Below are 16,971 nucleotides of genomic sequence, written 5' to 3'. Positions count from 1 at the left end.
AGTATGGAATTGAGCTTCCCATCACTTTCCTGGAATATTTCGGAATGCGTTGGTTCAAGCTACAAATCAAGTGCGGATGAATCCGCCAAGAACCCCTTGACAAATCGATTTGAGTTTCCCATACTATGATCTAGATGATACCCATAGGGGTATAGGTAAAATAAAACGGAGGTGAAACACCGACGTAACCATTCCTGTGCCCGAGGTTACGCCGCGGGAAACAAGAACGATACTGGCGCGCAAAAAAGATCGAATTGGTGTGCTTGACGTGCGGAAAGCAGAAGAATGGACCAAAGGACATATTCCCGGCGCGATACACATTCCGCTGGACGAATTGCCCTTGCGTCTGGGAGAGCTTGATCCCAATCGTGAGTGGATCGTCGTCTGCCGCAGCGGCAATCGCAGCGCCAAAGCGTGCGCCTATCTGGCGGAACGTGGGTTCCGTGTTCGCAACATGCGGGGTGGCATGTTGGCGTGGAATGAGACTGACGGAAAAGGAGGATCGGAGTGATGAATATTCGCGTCGACAAGACCGTCAATTGCGAGGGGCTGTCCTGCCCGATGCCAGTGGTCCGGACCAAAAAGGCGATTGATGAAATTGCCCCGGGCCAGGTGTTGGAGGTGGTGGCCACCGATCGAGGATCTCTCGCCGATCTCAAAGGATGGGCCCAACGGGTTGGCCATCATTACCTTGGTGTGAAGGAGGAAAACGGGAAATTCCATCACTATATCCGCCGGGCTACGGCGGCAGAGGAAAAACCGGAAACGCGGTTTCCGCACACCGTCTCCAACGAAGAGCTCGCACAGAAGCTTGCCGCGGGTGAGGACGTGAAGGTCCTCGATGTGCGCGAACCTGCCGAATACGCCTTTGGCCACATTCCCGGGGCCGTTAACATTCCCCTGGGAGAACTGGAAGAAAAACTGTCCGTGCTGGATCCGAACAAAACGTATTATGTCATCTGCCGCACAGGCAGCCGCAGCGATCTCGCGTGCCAGCTGCTGGACGAAAAAGGGTTTGCTCATGTCAAAAACGTGATCCCGGGGATGACAAAGTGGGAAGGTCCCATGGAAAACAGCGTGTAATGACAGGATCGATGACTGACAAATGAATCATGAGGGAGGATGAAAATCATGGCCGATAAGAAAAAACGTGTGGCCATCATCGCGTCGTCGGGAGGACTGGAGACAGCCTACAAAGTGCTGAACATCGCCACGGCGGCGGCAGCACTCGATGCTGAAGTGGCCGTGTTCTTCACATTCGACGGGTTGGAGATTATTCACAAGGATGCGGCCTCGATGTTGCAACTGGGTCCCGGTAAGGAACATCTTAAAGAAAACTTCTCCAAGGCCGGTGTACCGTCAGTGGCCGAGCTGCTCGACATGGCCAAGGAATCCGGCGTCAAACTGATCGCCTGCCAAATGACGATCGACGTCATGGGGCTGGACCGCTCTCACTTCATCGACGGTGTGGATATTGGCGGTGCGGCGACATTTCTCGATTTCGCCTTTGATGCCGACGTGACACTGAACTTCTAAATTGCGTGCAAAGGAGGAATGGCTGTGAGCAACATCCCTGTTATTACGACAAAGGAATTGCATGAGAAGATTGCCTCCGGCAAACCCATATTCATCTTGGATGTTCGCAATGAGGACGAGTACGCGAACTGGAAAATCGAAGGAAAACACGTCGCTTCGATCAATGTGCCGTATTTTGCCTTCGTCGAAGAAGACGAATCCATTTGGGAGTCCATCCCGAACGATGTCAAGGACATCGTCGTCGTCTGTGCCAAGGGCGGCGCGTCGGAGTTTGTGGCCGAACAACTCCGCAAGCGGGGGTACAACGCCGTCTCCCTGGAAGGCGGCATGCTGGCGTGGAGCCAGTTCTATCAACCCGAGCTAGTGGCCTTCGACGAGAACCTGAAGTTGTATCAGGTCAACCGGTTGGCCAAAGGGTGCTTGTCTTACGTGCTCATTTCCGAAGGGGAAGCGCTTATCGTCGATCCCAGTCGCCACATCGACGTATATTTGGAGCTTGTCCAAAAGGAAGGGGCCGTGATCCGGCACATCGCCGACACGCATGTGCACGCCGACCACATTTCCGGCGGCCCCGAATTGGCCAAGCGGACGGGGGCGACCTACTACCTGCCGTCGAGCGACGTGCAGGACGGAACGGTCTCCTTTGAGCCGCTGGAAAACCATTCGCAAATCCGAATGGGCAAGGTGATCGTCGAGGTGCTGGCCATCCCGACGCCGGGGCACACGCCGGGGTCGACGTCGCTCCTGGTGAACAAGAAGCACCTCCTCTCCGGTGACACGATCTTCGTCGGCGGCTTGGGTCGCCCCGATCTGGGCGGCAAGGCAAAAGAATGGGCACAGATGCTGTACGACACCGTTTTCACGACGATCGCCAACCTGTCCGACGACGTTTACGTGCTGCCCGCTCACTACGCCGACGTGCAGGAGATCAACGAACGCGGCATCGTCGGAGCACCCCTGGGCGACATTCGCCGCAGCAACGAGATTATGCGCACGCAGGATCGTGAAGCCTTTACCGAAACTGTGGCCGCTTCGGCGCAAAGCGAAAAGCCGCCGAACTTTGAGACGATTGTGGATATCAACCGCGGCCTCAAAGAGGTTACAGCGGATGAGGCCAACGAGTTGGAACTCGGTCCCAACCGCTGCGCCGTTCATCACAGCACACCAAACGTCTGAAGCCGCTGCTGTTTCGTCGAAGCGGCTCGAGTGAAGTTCGCAGAAAGGAGGATGTATCCATGGCCGATTTGGTGATCGACGCACGTGGGCTTTCATGCCCCATGCCGATTGTGAAGGCGAAGAAAGGGATCGACTCTCTGCAAAAAGGCCAAAAACTGGAATTGATTGCCACCGACAAGGGATCGGTCAACGACGTACAGGCCTGGGCGAAACAGGCCGGGCACGAGGTCCTTTCGGTGGAAGAGAAGAACGGCGAATATCACTTCCGCATCAAAAAAGGTTGAATGGCGACGTAAAGGGTTTATCAAATCTGATCGGGAGGGGGGACCGGAGCGACGCGCTCCTCTCCTCCCTTAATGCCATGATGCAAAAAGGAGGTTAGAGCACGATGGATCGCTTTGTGGTAAGTGTGACGACATCGTTGTCTTTTGAAGAGGTGCGTGATCGTCTTCAAAACGCGTTGAAGCAACGCGGATTCGGCGTGCTATGGGAACTGAAACGTTGGAGAAAAAAGGGCACCCGGTAAGCGGGCAATTTGTCATATGGGAGGTGTGCAAACCCTCCGTGGCAGCAAGAGTCTTGACGGAAAACCCGGACGTCATATACCTCTTGCCGTGCAAACTGGGCGCGTATGAACGAAACGGCCAGACAGTCGTCGGTATGATTCGGCCAACAAATTTTGCGGAGCCGTTTGGTGAAGGTGTAGCGTTTGTTGCGCGTGAAGTGGAGGAAGAGCTGGTTGAGGTACTTCGGCAAGTATCCGCAAACGCATAAGCGCCAACGGTTTAGAACAAAGAAACAATCCTGATTTTGACAACATGAAATGGGAGGGAGAAAACATGGCTGACAAAACAACCATTATCGTGTTCAGCGGCGATTTGGACAAAGCGATGGCCAGCTTCATTATCGCCAACGGGGCTGCGGCCATGGGCAGTGAGGTGACGATGTTCTTCACGTTTTGGGGCTTGAACATCTTACGCAAAGAGAACGTAAAAGTCAGAAAAAAACACTGGATGGAAAAACTGTTCGGTGCCATGATGCCGAAGGGTCCGGAAAAATTGGGGCTTTCCAAAATGAACATGGGCGGCCTTGGTGGGAAGATGATGAAATGGGCGATGCGGCGCAAAAACGTGTCCACCCTGGCCCAACTGATTGAGATGGCGCGGGAACAGGGGGTCAAATTGGTTGCTTGCACCATGTCCATGGACGTTTTGGGTATCCAGCCCGAGGAACTGATCGACGGCATCGACTTCGGCGGTGTAGCGGCATACTTGGGCGAAGCTTACGATGCCAAGTTGAACTTGTTCATCTGATCTGTTCAGAAAGACCGGTGTATGGCCAAAGGAGGTGACCCACCGTGCCGACGATCCGGTACGACGACAAACTGAAAATGCGGCTCAAACGTGTGGAAGGGCAGATTCGCGGCGTCCTGCGCATGATGGAGGAAGAGGCCACCTGCAAGGAAGTTGTCACTCAACTGACTGCCGCCCGCACGGCCCTCGACAAGGCCATCGCCTATCTTGTGGCGACGAACATGGAACAGTGCATCATCGAAGAGCTTTCGCACGGCGGCGATTCACGCAAAGTGGTGCAGGAGGCCATTGAATTGCTCATCAAAAGTCGCTAAGTGGAAAAATTCCCTCGTTGACCTTGGCTTTGTTCCCTCGCTAGTAAAGGATACCGAAACAGCGAACTATGAAACGGAAGGCATATCCAGGTAGGTGAAATTGTATGATGGGTATGGGTATGGGCAGCATAATGTTTCTTATAGGTATTCTCCGGCTGGTAATTATCGGTCTGTTGGTATACGAGCTCGTTAAGTGGCTCACCGAAAATAAACACGACTCAAACGACAAAGCGATGAAAATCCTAAAAGAACGGTTTGCTCGGGGAGAAATTACATCGGAAGAGTATGAAAGAGAAAAAAGATCCAGAATACAAATAAAGTGTGACTCGGGTTCAATCTCGGGTCATTTTACTATTATTGGAGATGCTACCTAAACCCTTCTTAGGATAACTGTAGTTACACGTAGCCCCTGGTGACAGTTTCAGTCGTCCATGAGGTTTGGATGCCTCTACTGTCGGATGGTAGTTTCACTGGAGTACGTGAGTAAAGCAGTCTTACCTTTCCTTAAAAGAACCGGGGGACAACAGTATGACGTAAAAGGCCTGTGAGTACCACGGAGAAGATGCAAGTGAGATAGGCTGCATAAGTGGGCCAAGTCAGCGAAGTGAACCGGCGGAACTCCTACCAGGTGCCAACCGCAAAGAGCGGAGAACGACAAACGCGACATTCCCGGAGCGACCATAATACCCAAACACCCCATCCTAACAGATGGGACACGGAGAAGGGTCGCAGGGAACGACTTCGACCTCAAACGGTTGGAAGTGCCACAAGGTTAAAAGGGCACAATCGCAACTGATGGAACCAAGACATCTATAGGCTTATGTACAAATATCGACGGGGAGTTTGTTTGAAGTGGAAAAACAACATTTTTTCGCTCCACTGGGTTGCTTAGCGTAGGATTTTTTTAAATTGCTGGCGGTACCCCATTCTGCCCTTTGATCGGCGTTCTCTGACGGAACCTCCCTCGATTAAATCGCAGAATGGAGTTTCTGCGATGAAAAAGTATGTATATTTCCACGGTAATTCTCCCATAATAACATCATAATCAAATAATCATTTGACCATGTGATGATTCCGTTTTATACTTTAATCAAATAATAATTTGATTATTAAAGTGGGGTGCGATTCATTGAGTGAAGAACGCTGTGAAATATATTGTTACGACGAGGAAAAGGTCAAGCGAGTTCAAACTTCATTAGAAAAAGTAGAACCGATGGATACAGCCCAACTGTTTAAAGCACTCGCAGATCCAACTCGTTTAAAAATTGCTTATGCCTTAGTACAAGAGGATGAGCTTTGTGTCTGTGACGTAGCCAATATTATTAACTCTTCTTTGGCAACTGCTTCTCATCATTTGCGTTTACTTCGTTACATGGGCTTGGCAAAGTACCGGAAAGAAGGGAAGCTCGTTTTTTATTCCCTAGACGATGATCATGTAAAACAACTTGTGCAATTGGCGTTTGATCATAGTAAGGAGTTGACCACAAATGGAACAAGTGCAAGATAAAAAAGTGTATCGCGTCCAAGGTTTTACCTGTGCCAGTTGTGCAGCGCAGTTTGAAGAGAATGTGAAAAAACTCCCGGGTGTAAGGGATGCCAAGGTGAACTTTGGAGCCTCTAAAATCACCGTATATGGGAATCCTTCCATACAAGATCTAGAGAAGGCTGGCGCATTTGAGAATCTAAAGATCTATCCCGAAAACCAGGAAGTACGTATGGAGAGAGAACCGTTTTGGAAGCGGAGAGAAACCATTCAAGTTGGTGTTTCTCTGGTGTTTCTCATAGTCGGTTGGTTGATGGGTGAGTCTTATGGAGAGAAAAGTATCCCTTCTGTCGTTTCTTACCTGCTCTCCATGCTGATTGGCGGATACGCATTATTCCGGAAAGGATTACTTAACCTCGTTCGATTGCAATTTGATATGTACACCCTGATGACGATTGCGATCTTAGGTGCAGCGACCATAGGTGAATGGGGAGAAGGCGCAACCGTAGTCATTCTCTTTGCCATCAGTGAGGCATTGGAGACTTACTCTATGGATAAAGCCCGTCAATCGATTCGCACTCTCATGGATATTGCACCCAAACAGGCCCTGATTCGCCGTGGAGACGAAGAGATTATGGTTCCGGTCGATGAGATCCAGATCGGGGACATTATGATCGTTAAGCCAGGGCAAAAACTGGCCATGGATGGAGTGGTGGTCAAAGGAAGTTCCTCGATTAACCAAGCTCCGATTACCGGGGAATCCATCCCGGTGGCAAAAAACGTCGGCGATGAAGTGTATGCAGGTACTTTAAACGAAGAAGGATTGCTTGAAGTTAAAGTAACGAAACGGGTGGAAGATACGACCATTGCAAAGGTCATCCATTTGGTCGAAGAAGCTCAAGCGGAACGAGCACCTTCTCAAGCCTTTGTCGATCGTTTCGCGAAGATTTATACCCCTGCCATTCTGGTTGCCGGATTTTTGGTTGCCGTTGTTCCGCCCCTCTTCTTCCAAGCGGATTGGGGCGATTGGATCTATCGCGGATTGGCTCTCTTGGTCGTTGGTTGTCCGTGCGCATTGGTTGTTTCAACACCAGTATCCATTGTGACGGCCATCGGAAATGCCGCACGAAATGGGGTTCTGATCAAAGGCGGGATTCACTTAGAGGAAGCCGGAGCCCTTTCCATCATTGCATTTGATAAAACGGGCACTTTAACACGCGGAGTTCCTGTGGTAACAGACTTTATTTCACTTGTACCCAACAAAGAAAAAGAATTTTTGGGTATTGCAGTATCGATTGAGAAAAACTCGCAGCATCCTTTGGCTTCAGCTATTCTGCGAAAAGCAGAGGAAGAGGCCGCTCCGATCCAAGAGGTTGAAGATTTCACTTCTCTGACAGGAAAAGGGGTACAAGCAAAGGTAAACGGTGTTCTATACTACATTGGTAGTCCTGGTTTATTTGAAGAACTCTTACCAGCTGGCATTCCAGACGAGACAAAGAAAACCATTCTTGACCTCCAAAAACAAGGAAAAACTGTGATGGTACTGGGAACCGAGATCGAAATGCTGGCTCTCATTGCCGTAGCGGATGAAGTAAGAGAAAGCAGTAAAGAAGTGATTCAGCGGTTACATGAGCTGGGGATTAAGAAAACAGTTATGTTGACCGGGGATAACCGAGCCACTGCTGAAGCCATCGGCAAACAATTAGGAGTGGGAGAAGTTCAAGCCGAACTGTTGCCTCAAGACAAATTGGAGTTTATCAAACAACTCCGTTCAGACGGTTCCAAAGTAGCGATGGTCGGTGACGGGGTCAACGATGCGCCTGCTCTGGCGGCCTCGACCGTTGGGATTGCCATGGGCGGAGCTGGAACGGATACGGCGCTCGAAACGGCGGATATTGCACTCATGGCAGACGATTTGAAAAAATTGCCGTTTACCATCCGTTTAAGTCGTCAAGCCCTGAGAATTATCAAGCAAAACATTACCTTTTCCTTGGCGATTAAAGCCATTGCTTTACTGTTGATTGTTCCGGGATGGCTTACTCTCTGGATGGCCATCTTTGCAGATATGGGAGCGACATTGATTGTAACCTTGAATGGACTTCGACTGCTAAAGGTGAAAGAATAAGTCCACCCGCTCTTTAGGAGCCCGACTTATGAAAAGAAAGTCGGGCTCCTCCCATCAGAAAAAAATGCTGAGGGAGGACAAAGTATGTTCAAAATCATCTATTTTACGGGTTTGATAATAATATGTTCATTTTTCGCCTTTTTTATAGGTGGAGGAGTAAAACGAATCAGATTGTCGACAGCCGTAAAACGACTTTAGAGATACTACTACTTTTCCTGGCATTCGTCGGGATGCTAGTAACTCCGTTAATCTATGTTTTCACTCCGTTACTGAGCTTTGCCGATTATCAGCTGCCATCTTGGATGGGATGGGCTGGAGTTATTGTCCTTGTTGTAGCCTTCTGGCTATTCTGGCGCTCTCACGCTGATCTGGGACGAAACTGGTCTTATACCCTTGAATTGAGGAAAGGACATCAACTTATTACCAGTGGAGTATACAAATATATCAGGCATCCCATGTATGCAGCTATTTGGATGTGGGGAGTTGCCCAAGTTTTGTTATTGCATAACTGGATAGCAGGATGGTCCCATTTGTTGTCGGCCTGCTTTATTTCTTGCGTGTGCCGCGCGAAGAACAAATGATGCTCAATCAGTTTGGAGAAGAGTATCAATCTTACATGAATAGAACGGGTAGAATTATACCACGCCGGTTTTGGAAGTAATGGGGCTTTGCCTTAGAGTGAAAAAACGGGGTTGTTTGTCTTATTCCGGTTGCTTAGTAGGATTTTTTTAAATTGCTGGCGGTACCCCTCTATTTGCCTAATAAATGGAAATCACCTTGCCCCTGGTGACAGCTTCGCTGGTATTACCCCTATTAGAATGAGCATGAAGCGATTTCCCAACAAGCTCCTTAAAAAATGTTTACGAGGAAGGAGCCTTCTGTTTATTCCCATGTGAAAGCCGTGCTTTTGGCGCCTTTTACAGTCACCGTGATCATCCCTCTCACGATCCTCTACTTGTCAAAGGATATACACATCGGATGGGGGATGGGGGTGGATTTCGCAATGGGAACATTGCTTCTCTCAGGAGGATTGTATCTTGTAGCCACAACAATCAAACTGTTCGCTCAGATGGGGAAAGGTACATTATTGCCTTCGAATCCTCCTCAAAAGTTGGTAGTTGCAGGTCCTTACCGATATGTTCGAAATCCTATGATCAGTGGTGTCATCTTAATATTACTGGGAGAAGCAGTCATTTTTGGCTCCGTTTATTTACTCGCTTGGTTCTTCCTTTTCTGGACATTATTGCATTTCGTTATCTTGTTCTATGAAGAGCCGGGGTTAGTCAAACGATTTGGCGGGGATTATGAAATCTATCGGGAAAATGTGCCAAGGTGGATCCCGCGTTTATCCCCTTGGGACGGGAGTACCGAATAAGATGAAAGCTGCATCAAAATGACTTCCCGATAAAGGAAAGGTGACCATTCAATGAAATCGCATATATTATTTTTTGAACAAGTGGATCGTTCCAGTCTCCGGTATGTGGGTGGAAAAGGGGCCAACCTGGGTGAACTGAGTAAGGCGGGATTTCCGGTACCAGGTGGATTTTGTGTGACGACATACGCATATCAAGACTTTATCGCCACCAGTCCCGAAATGGATACTCTGTTGAATGAACTCAATGAATTGGACCCGAATGATTTAACTCAATTGCGGAAGTTGGGAGAGCGTATTCGCACTCATTTGCAGCAACTGGAGATACCGGCTCGGTTGAGAAATGAAATCATTCATGCCTGGGAAACGGTCGGGAAAGAGCACGCTTATGCCGTCCGTTCCAGTGCAACGGCTGAGGATTTGCCCACCGCTTCATTTGCCGGACAGCAGGATACTTATTTGAACATCAGGGGACAGGATGAACTGCTTCGACATATTCGCAAATGTTGGGCGTCTTTGTTTACAGACCGTGCGATTTCCTATCGGGCAAAAAATGGGTTCGATCATCGGCAGGTCTATCTGTCTGTCGTGGTTCAACGGATGGTGAACCCGGAAATCTCCGGTATTTTGTTTACCGCCGATCCTGTGAACGGGAATCGCCAGGTAGTTTCCATTGACGCCAGTTTCGGATTGGGAGAAGCCATTGTATCCGGTATGGTGTCGGCGGATTTATACAAAGTGAAAGCCGGTAAAATCATTCACAAGAACATATCGGAAAAGAAAATCGCGATTTATTCGCTGCCTGAAGGAGGGACAGTGAAAAAAGACCTGCCTCCGGATCAACAAACCAAACATGCCCTGACGGACAGCCAAATTTTGCGTTTGGCCGAGCTGGGAAAAAGAATCGAGAAGCATTTTGGTTCTCCACAAGATATTGAGTTTTGTATTGAAAACGGAAAAATCTTCGTTGTGCAAAGCCGGCCGATCACGTCGCTGTATCCTCTGCCCGACATTTCGCAAGAACCGCTTCGTGTCATGTTCTCATTCGGCCATGTGCAAATGATGACAGATGCCATGAAACCGCTGGGGCTTTCGGTCTTACGAACCATTTTTCCGAAAACGGTTTTTTTGGAAGCGGGAGGACGCCTTTTTGTTGATCCCACGGAAGTGCTTCGTACCAAGCCGGGAAGAAAAATACTGCCGAAAGCCTTTCATCATTTGGTTGATGAAGCGTTCAGCCGTGCCATCAGTGAAGTCATTCAACGGCCTGAGTTTCTCCGGGTTCCTCCTAAACCGGGTTTCATGAAGTCAGCACGTCGGTTCATGGCTCCCATCATCAAAGAGGTGTGGAAAAATCTCTGGAAGCGTGACCCGAAATTGGCGAAAAGCAAGGTTGAAAGCTATATACAGAAAAAGTGGACAGAGGTTCGTGAAGATTTGCAGGGTGTAAGTGGGGCCGAACGCCTGGAAGCCGTTCAACGGCAATTAGGCCATTTGGGAAAGGATGTGTTGCAGAACCTCTTTCCATACGTCATCTGTTTCCCGATCTCATTCCTCTTGTTAAAGAAAACACTGATTCGTTGGATGGGCGATGACAAAGAACTGTATCAGCTAAACAAATCCCTCCCTGGAAATATCACCAGCGAAATGGGTTTGCAGATCGGCGATTTGGCCGATCTGGTCCGGGAACTGCCTGAAGTGGAAGAGTATCTGAAACATGCGAAGGACCAGACCTTCCATGAAGGGCTCTTAAACGTTCATGGGGGAGAGCGGTTTCAACGCGCCTTCGACGATTTTATCGCAAAATACGGACATCGATGCCCGGGCGAAATTGACCTGACAAGGCCTCGCTGGCGTGAAGCGCCGACCCAGTTGGTTCCTGCCATCCTGGGACACATGCGCAGTGTGAAGCCAAAGGAGCATCGACAAAAGTTCATTCTCGGAGAACAGGAAGCCCTGGAAGCTGCACGGCGGATGATGGATCATGCGGGACGCAGCGGTTTGAAATCCAAATGGCTCCAACGTCTGATCGAGGTATACCGCCATATGGGCGGGATTCGGGAGCATCCCAAATATCTGCTGACATTGATTTTGGATGAATGCAAAAAAGCCATTGTGGCTGAAGCTGAAGAACTGGTCAAGAAAGGGGTTCTGCATCAAACAGAAGATGTGTTTTTCTTGACTCTAGACGAGTTGATTCAACTCTCAAAAGGGGAGTTTCAACAAAATGCCTCCTCACTTGTTGCTGAACGCAAAGAGGAATATCAATGGCACCAAACATTGAAACCCCCTCGGGTAATGACGAGTGAAGGAGAGATTGTAACAGGTTCCCCCAGAAAAGATGAATTCCCCGAAGGGGCGCTTGTCGGGACACCGGCTTCCGCCGGAGTGATTGAAGGTAAGGCTCGTATTGTCCTGAAACCGGAAAATGCTCACCTCAATGAAGGGGAAATTCTCATAGCTCCTCATACGGATCCCGGTTGGACTCCGTTATTCCAATCAGCAAAAGCATTGGTTACAGAGGTGGGAGGCCTCATGACTCACGGTTCGGTGGTAGCCCGTGAATATGGAATTCCCGCCGTGGTGGGAGTGGATGATGCCACGAAGAAAATCAAAGACGGGCAAATGATTCGTGTAGATGGAAACCAGGGTTTTGTGGAGATTTTGCGTGACAAAAATGAGTAAATTGGGGGCGGTGACGACGGACGGTTTATACCATCATCATCGCCGCCATTCTCCCCTCAGGTTGTCCACTTTCGCTATAGCCTGGCAAATCTTTCGGATTTGCCAGGCTTCCTTTATATAGATGATCACTCCACTGATGTTTCCCCTTGTAGCAAATGGACATCCTCGGAATCACTCTCCAAGGACAGAGCGAATCTTCTATTTCTCCACTTTCTGTAAATTTGTCAGTCCGGCATTTTTTTCTTGAAATAAATGTAAATTCGCCGAGGGTTGCGAGAAAAAAAAGCCCTTCTATTTTCCCTTATGAGCGTCCTTTTTCATACGGGGAGTATAATCGGTCCAAAAGCAATCAAAATCGCTGAAATCGCCCCATATTCGCTCTATGAACGTATGGAATATCAATCCAATTATGGTGTATGGAAATATCCTTTTCAGAAAGAAAAATCCCCCATATTCGCCATTGGATGGGGGTAATATGAGCGGCTTGAATCAACGCGGATCGCCCCTGGATGAATGGACCGGATACACCTAAAACAAATGCCCCAACCGATCCAATGCTTCGTCCTTCTCCGGGTTAATGACATGGGTGTAAATCTGGGTGGTATGAATGCTGGAATGGCCGAGGATTTCCTGTACCACCCGCAGGTTTTCCCCGTTGGAAAGCAGAAGCGTGGCCAGGGTATGACGCAGTTTGTGCGGAGAGATACTGGCTGCCTTTGGAGGTAAATTCGCTTCCCGGGCGTATTTGCGGATCACTTCGGAGACAGCCTTGCGACTGATGCGGGTGTGGTTGCGGTTGACAAACAATGCGTCGCGGTGTTCTGCCGGGATGTTCGATTTCGGGCGCATTGCGAGGTAATCTTGCAATGCGTGCATCGCGATGGCATTCAACTTCAGCACACGCTCTTTGCCGCCCTTTCCGATCACGATCACGCGAGCTTGGTTCCCGTCCGTTTGAAAGCTGTTGAGATTGAGGTTGATCAATTCCGAAACGCGCATACCGGTGTTCAAAAGAAGGATGATGATCGCGCGGTCACGGGCTTCCACCCACATCTGCCGGTGGCGGTTGTGCTTTTCTCCATAGGCGGCGACGGCGTCAATCAGGCGAATCGCTTCTTCCCGTGTAAGGAAGACGGGGATTTTGGTCCGATTGCGCGTGCGCAACGATACATCCTCGTATTCTTCCATGGGATTTTGAGAGAGCACGTGACTTTTGACCAAATAGCGGAACAGAGAGCGAAGGGAAGCCAGTTTGCGTTGTTTTCCCGCGCGCGAGTTTTCTCTTCGATGTTTCCGTTCAATCCATTCTTCGTATATTTCACCGGTATGCGGATTCTTCTTTTTTACTTTCACCTGCACCGTTCGCTCATATCCGTTTTCGATATGGCGGAAAAAGTGTCGGATCACTCGGGGCGTGACGTTTTCCAAGTTGATTTGATGCGAAGTGAGGAAATCGAAAAAGAGGGAGAAATCGTAGGCATAGTTGGCGATGGTTTGCGGGGAACGCTCAGCGCTGATCATCTCCCAAAAAAACTCCCGCACCGGATCGGGAAAACGGGAAATCCTCCGGTTGACGGACTCCGGAAGGCGAGACGAGAAAGGAATATCCGACATGAGTTTCACTCCTCGTTTTGTAACGTCATCTCATACATATCACAAAATCTTCCAAAACACCAGTCAGAAATCGGTGTTTCCCTAACTTCCGATACGGTACTATTATCGGAAGTTAGGGAGGAGCAACAATTTCTTTCCAACAACTGCCTCGTCCGGTATAATGAACCCAGCTTGTGATCACAACCCGTAAGGAGGTCATCGTTTGAAAGATTTTCGCAGATTCCATCCGATTGCCTGGGCGGTTTTGATCGGAACCGTTTTTGTCACCATCGCCAAGACGATGAGCGTTCCGTTTCTGGCCATCTATCTGTCGCAACAAACGGATTTGAGTCCGGGGATGATCGGCATGGTGATCGGTCTGGGGCCATTGGCGAGTACTGTTGGCGGACTGATCGGCGGAACGCTCTCGGATCGGTTCGGCAGAAAAACGGTGATGATCATCTCCCTGTTTGGGATGTCGCTGGTTTTCGTCGGCTACAGCTATACCGTCCATCCGGTGTTGCTGGCACTGCTTTCAATTGCCAACGGATTGTGCGGATCGTTTTTTGATCCCGTATCCAAAGCGCTGTTGGCAGACGTAACGGAAAAGGAACTGAGGGTACGAATTTTTTCTCTCCACTACTTGTCCATCAATGTGGGGCATGCGATTGGTCCGTTGATTGGCGCGGGTGCGGGTTTGTCGGGTGGTGTCTCCCCGTTTTTGATCACCGCGATTGTATACTTCCTTTATCCAATCGTGCTGCTGGGGATGTTGAATCGGTTCGGTGTCAAAAGAATTGAGACAGAAGAAACGGGGCGTGTGGCACTCTTCGCGTCACTTCGAGTGCTGACGAGGGATCGGGCGTTGAAATGGTTGGTCTTGGGTGGTGTGTTGAGCATGACGGTACATGGACAAATGTCTGTTACGCTCTCTCAGCACCTGGAGCAAAGCATGCCCAACGCTGTTTGGTTGTTCTCCGTTTTGCTCAGCGTCAACTCGTTGGTGGTCATTATCGGACAGGTCCCGCTCGGTCGGTGGGTGGAAAAAAAGGAGCCGTTGACCGGCGTATTGGGAGGGAGCATCCTGCTCGCAGTCGGAGAGGTTGGATTTGCTTTTTCCTCCGGCTGGGCCGCGTATATGTTGTCCATGATTCTCTTTACCATCGGAGAGGTTTTGCTGGTTCCCTCCGAGTATGCATTGATTGACCGGATCACACCAGAAGGGATGAGGGGCACCTATTACGGCGGGGTCACCTTGTCCAACCTCGGCAATTTTCTCGGACCATGGGTAGGGAGCATGGTGCTCGGTGCTTTTGGTGGGACGGCGATGTTTCTGATGTACGGGTTGATCGCACTCGTTGGGATCTTTTTTTATCGTCGGGGGTTGCTGGCTTATCACACGAAAACGGAGAAAGGATCGGTTGGGTTGGGGTGAAGCAGCGGGGTGTCATCTTCCAAACGCACTTTGCTTTGCCGTGACGACTTCACCGGGATTACGCCTGAAAGTAAGTTCTCGGCAAGTCATTCACTTCATATGCAACATGGATTCCGGATTCGATCGCACCTTGGATCCAACCGTGGGTAGATGAGGCATGTTCGCCGGCAAAATGAACCCTTCCTTCGGGAGAGTCAATATAGGGACCCAGTTCGGTTGCCTGTTCCGGTTTAAACATCGTGAAAGCTCCACCAGAATACGGATCTCGAATCCAACTGTGGCTCGCTCCTGTCAGAAACTCACGATATACCTGTTTACCATGAATGAGGGCTAAGTTTCTCAATGCATATTCAAAACGATTTTCGCTTCTCAAACTGTCCCAAGGTATCGCATCATCCTCCCATGTATAACTGGCCAAAACAACACCCGGTCCTGATGTACCGAGGTCATGGCTCGGGTATTGAGTATACGTAATCGGGAGATCAGAAACTGTTTTCCCGCCATACAAACCTTCCCTTTCCCAGAACCTGCTTTTAAACTGGATACCGGTCTTAGTAGATCCCACATAATGGAGTTCTCGAATCGCTTTCCATTTGTTGTTTGAAATCGATTCCCGGGGTTCAAATTCCACGAATTGCAATACCGAAAAAGGAATGGTCACAATTGCGAGGTCTCCTGTGATTTGAAATGGCTCCATGATTTTGGTGTGGATGGAATGAATGGTTACTTGGTTGTTGTTCTGCACAATTTTCGTCACCTTTTGTCCATACATGATATCATCTTTCAATTGAGAGAGAAATGCTTTGGGAAGTTGGTCGTTCCCACCCGTGATCTCATAGAAGCGAATATTGGGGGTAAAGAAGATCATGATTTCTTTTAACAGCTCCAGGAAAGAAAGCTCCGGAAATCCTTCCTGTGAAAGAATTAATTTGATCATGTCGATGGCCCCCGGAGATAACGTGGTTCCAAACGGGTTATATCTCAAATAGGAGATCATCGAGTATTTATCAAATTCTTTTACGACCAAAGGCCAATTTCTCCGCGGGTTTTGTTTAATGAAATCCATCACAGGTTTTGTTGCGTATTGGAGCAACTCCACAGCGGTTCTCCCCCTTTCATGCGGGGCTACCTGAAAGCCTAAAATATCAGGGTTCTTTTCATATATATATTGACGAGTTTTGATTCCTCTGGCATAGATAATGTCGTTGGGAGTCTCATTGATAAACCGATTCACCGGAAGGCGTAATTTTCTTATATATTCCAAAGTCAAAGAATGAATATGAGGAATACGCATCGCACCGGCTTCAAGATACTGCTCCTCCATAAAATCGGATCGCAACGTATAAATACGACCTCCGACCCTATTCGTAGCTTCCAAGATTGTAACATCGTGTCCAGCTTGCTTAAGCAAAGAGGCCGAGACCAGTCCCGCCATTCCTGCGCCAACAATGATGATCTTTTTGGGAATGTGCGTTTTCTTAAGTCCATATCTGATGATCGAAATCATTTGATCGGATGATAACTTAGGAAATATATAACTTGACATATTTCCCCTCCCCTCTTAACAGACCATAAGCGTTAAAAAGATACGATTACTTGATTTTATTCAATCAGATAATTCAATTATGTACTCGAAAAAACAAACTGAGGCCGAAGGTAGACGTCAAAGCCATATGATTGCACGGAGAAACAAAGAGGACATCAAAACAGGTATGAGGTATACATCTTCATGTATCAGGGCGCTTTTTCCGCAGATCAGATCAGACTGGATGGCGACGGCTACCCCCGATTTGCTTGAAGTGTCCGAGGTCAAAATCGTAACCAGCCCCCATTAACGGCTTATGGTGAAAGGAGGACTGCCGACGGAGAACTTCCATTTTGAGATACCGTTGATTGCTGAATTCTCGGGGGGTGTATGTTTAAATAGAAACAGAGAGAG

The 16,971-nt window shown here is 48.9% G+C and carries 16 protein-coding genes and 1 pseudogene; 15 read left to right on the top strand and 2 right to left on the bottom strand.

The annotated features are described in order from the left end of the window. The first annotated feature begins 196 nt into the window (after nt 1-196). From JQC72_RS08575 to JQC72_RS08505, 14 genes and pseudogenes are all read left to right on the top strand, one after another. A complete protein-coding gene (locus JQC72_RS08575; protein WP_205494774.1) occupies nt 197-511 on the top strand; it encodes a rhodanese-like domain-containing protein in 315 nt (104 codons plus the stop codon). Beyond that, nucleotides 511-1,083, top strand: coding sequence for a sulfurtransferase TusA family protein (locus tag JQC72_RS08570; RefSeq protein WP_205494772.1), 573 nt, complete (start codon nt 511-513; stop codon nt 1,081-1,083). Before JQC72_RS08575 ends, JQC72_RS08570 begins: the two co-directional genes overlap by 1 nt. Nucleotides 1,084-1,131: 48 nt before the next feature. Next, entirely contained in the window at nt 1,132-1,536 is a 405-nt protein-coding gene (locus tag JQC72_RS08565; RefSeq protein WP_205494770.1) for a DsrE/DsrF/DrsH-like family protein, read from the top strand. A gap of 18 nt (nt 1,537-1,554) precedes the next feature. Next, complete coding sequence (locus JQC72_RS08560; protein WP_205494769.1) at nt 1,555-2,712, top strand: MBL fold metallo-hydrolase; 1,158 nt, start codon at nt 1,555-1,557, stop codon at nt 2,710-2,712. A gap of 59 nt (nt 2,713-2,771) precedes the next feature. Then, entirely contained in the window at nt 2,772-2,996 is a 225-nt protein-coding gene (locus tag JQC72_RS08555) for a sulfurtransferase TusA family protein (RefSeq protein WP_205494767.1), read from the top strand. Nucleotides 2,997-3,100: 104 nt separating this feature from the next. Next, nucleotides 3,101-3,486: pseudogene (locus JQC72_RS08545) on the top strand (DUF302 domain-containing protein). Between the two features lie 65 nt (nt 3,487-3,551). Then, nucleotides 3,552-4,025, top strand: coding sequence for a DsrE/DsrF/DrsH-like family protein (locus JQC72_RS08540; protein WP_205494761.1), 474 nt, complete (start codon nt 3,552-3,554; stop codon nt 4,023-4,025). A gap of 77 nt (nt 4,026-4,102) precedes the next feature. Beyond that, nucleotides 4,103-4,339 (top strand): metal-sensitive transcriptional regulator, encoded by a 237-nt coding sequence (locus tag JQC72_RS08535; protein ID WP_205495328.1) that lies wholly within the window; start codon nt 4,103-4,105, stop codon nt 4,337-4,339. Between the two features lie 104 nt (nt 4,340-4,443). After that, nucleotides 4,444-4,713, top strand: coding sequence for an SHOCT domain-containing protein (locus tag JQC72_RS16735; protein ID WP_205494759.1), 270 nt, complete (start codon nt 4,444-4,446; stop codon nt 4,711-4,713). A gap of 755 nt (nt 4,714-5,468) precedes the next feature. After that, complete coding sequence (locus JQC72_RS08525; RefSeq protein WP_302104614.1) at nt 5,469-5,846, top strand: ArsR/SmtB family transcription factor; 378 nt, start codon at nt 5,469-5,471, stop codon at nt 5,844-5,846. Then, nucleotides 5,827-7,947, top strand: a complete 2,121-nt coding sequence (locus JQC72_RS08520; RefSeq protein WP_205494757.1) for a heavy metal translocating P-type ATPase — start codon at nt 5,827-5,829, stop codon at nt 7,945-7,947. Before JQC72_RS08525 ends, JQC72_RS08520 begins: the two co-directional genes overlap by 20 nt. Before the next feature lie 122 nt (nt 7,948-8,069). Next, complete coding sequence (locus tag JQC72_RS16860; RefSeq protein WP_205494755.1) at nt 8,070-8,528, top strand: protein-S-isoprenylcysteine O-methyltransferase; 459 nt, start codon at nt 8,070-8,072, stop codon at nt 8,526-8,528. Nucleotides 8,529-8,938: 410 nt separating this feature from the next. After that, nucleotides 8,939-9,322, top strand: a complete 384-nt coding sequence (locus JQC72_RS08510; protein ID WP_205494754.1) for a methyltransferase family protein — start codon at nt 8,939-8,941, stop codon at nt 9,320-9,322. A gap of 51 nt (nt 9,323-9,373) precedes the next feature. Continuing rightward, on the top strand, nt 9,374-12,004 hold the full coding sequence (locus JQC72_RS08505; protein WP_205494753.1) for a phosphoenolpyruvate synthase: 2,631 nt from the start codon (nt 9,374-9,376) through the stop codon (nt 12,002-12,004). 528 nt (nt 12,005-12,532) lie between these two features. Here JQC72_RS08505 and JQC72_RS08500 read toward each other — a convergent pair. Next, complete coding sequence (locus tag JQC72_RS08500; RefSeq protein WP_205494752.1) at nt 12,533-13,618, bottom strand: tyrosine-type recombinase/integrase; 1,086 nt, start codon at nt 13,616-13,618, stop codon at nt 12,533-12,535. A 202-nt stretch (nt 13,619-13,820) separates the two neighbouring features. Between JQC72_RS08500 and JQC72_RS08495 the strand changes: the two genes are divergently transcribed. Further along, on the top strand, nt 13,821-15,032 hold the full coding sequence (locus tag JQC72_RS08495; RefSeq protein ID WP_205494751.1) for an MDR family MFS transporter: 1,212 nt from the start codon (nt 13,821-13,823) through the stop codon (nt 15,030-15,032). 58 nt (nt 15,033-15,090) lie between these two features. Here the strand turns inward: JQC72_RS08495 and JQC72_RS08490 are convergent, their stop codons facing one another. Beyond that, nucleotides 15,091-16,578, bottom strand: a complete 1,488-nt coding sequence (locus tag JQC72_RS08490; protein WP_205494750.1) for a flavin monoamine oxidase family protein — start codon at nt 16,576-16,578, stop codon at nt 15,091-15,093. Nucleotides 16,579-16,971: the final 393 nt, after the last annotated feature.

The organism is Polycladomyces zharkentensis (assembly GCF_016938855.1).
In the GTDB taxonomy this organism is placed as follows: Bacteria; Bacillota; Bacilli; order Thermoactinomycetales; family JIR-001; genus Polycladomyces; species Polycladomyces zharkentensis.
The sequence above is the reverse complement of the archived record's forward strand: the minus strand, read 5'-3'. Positions and strand labels throughout refer to the sequence as shown.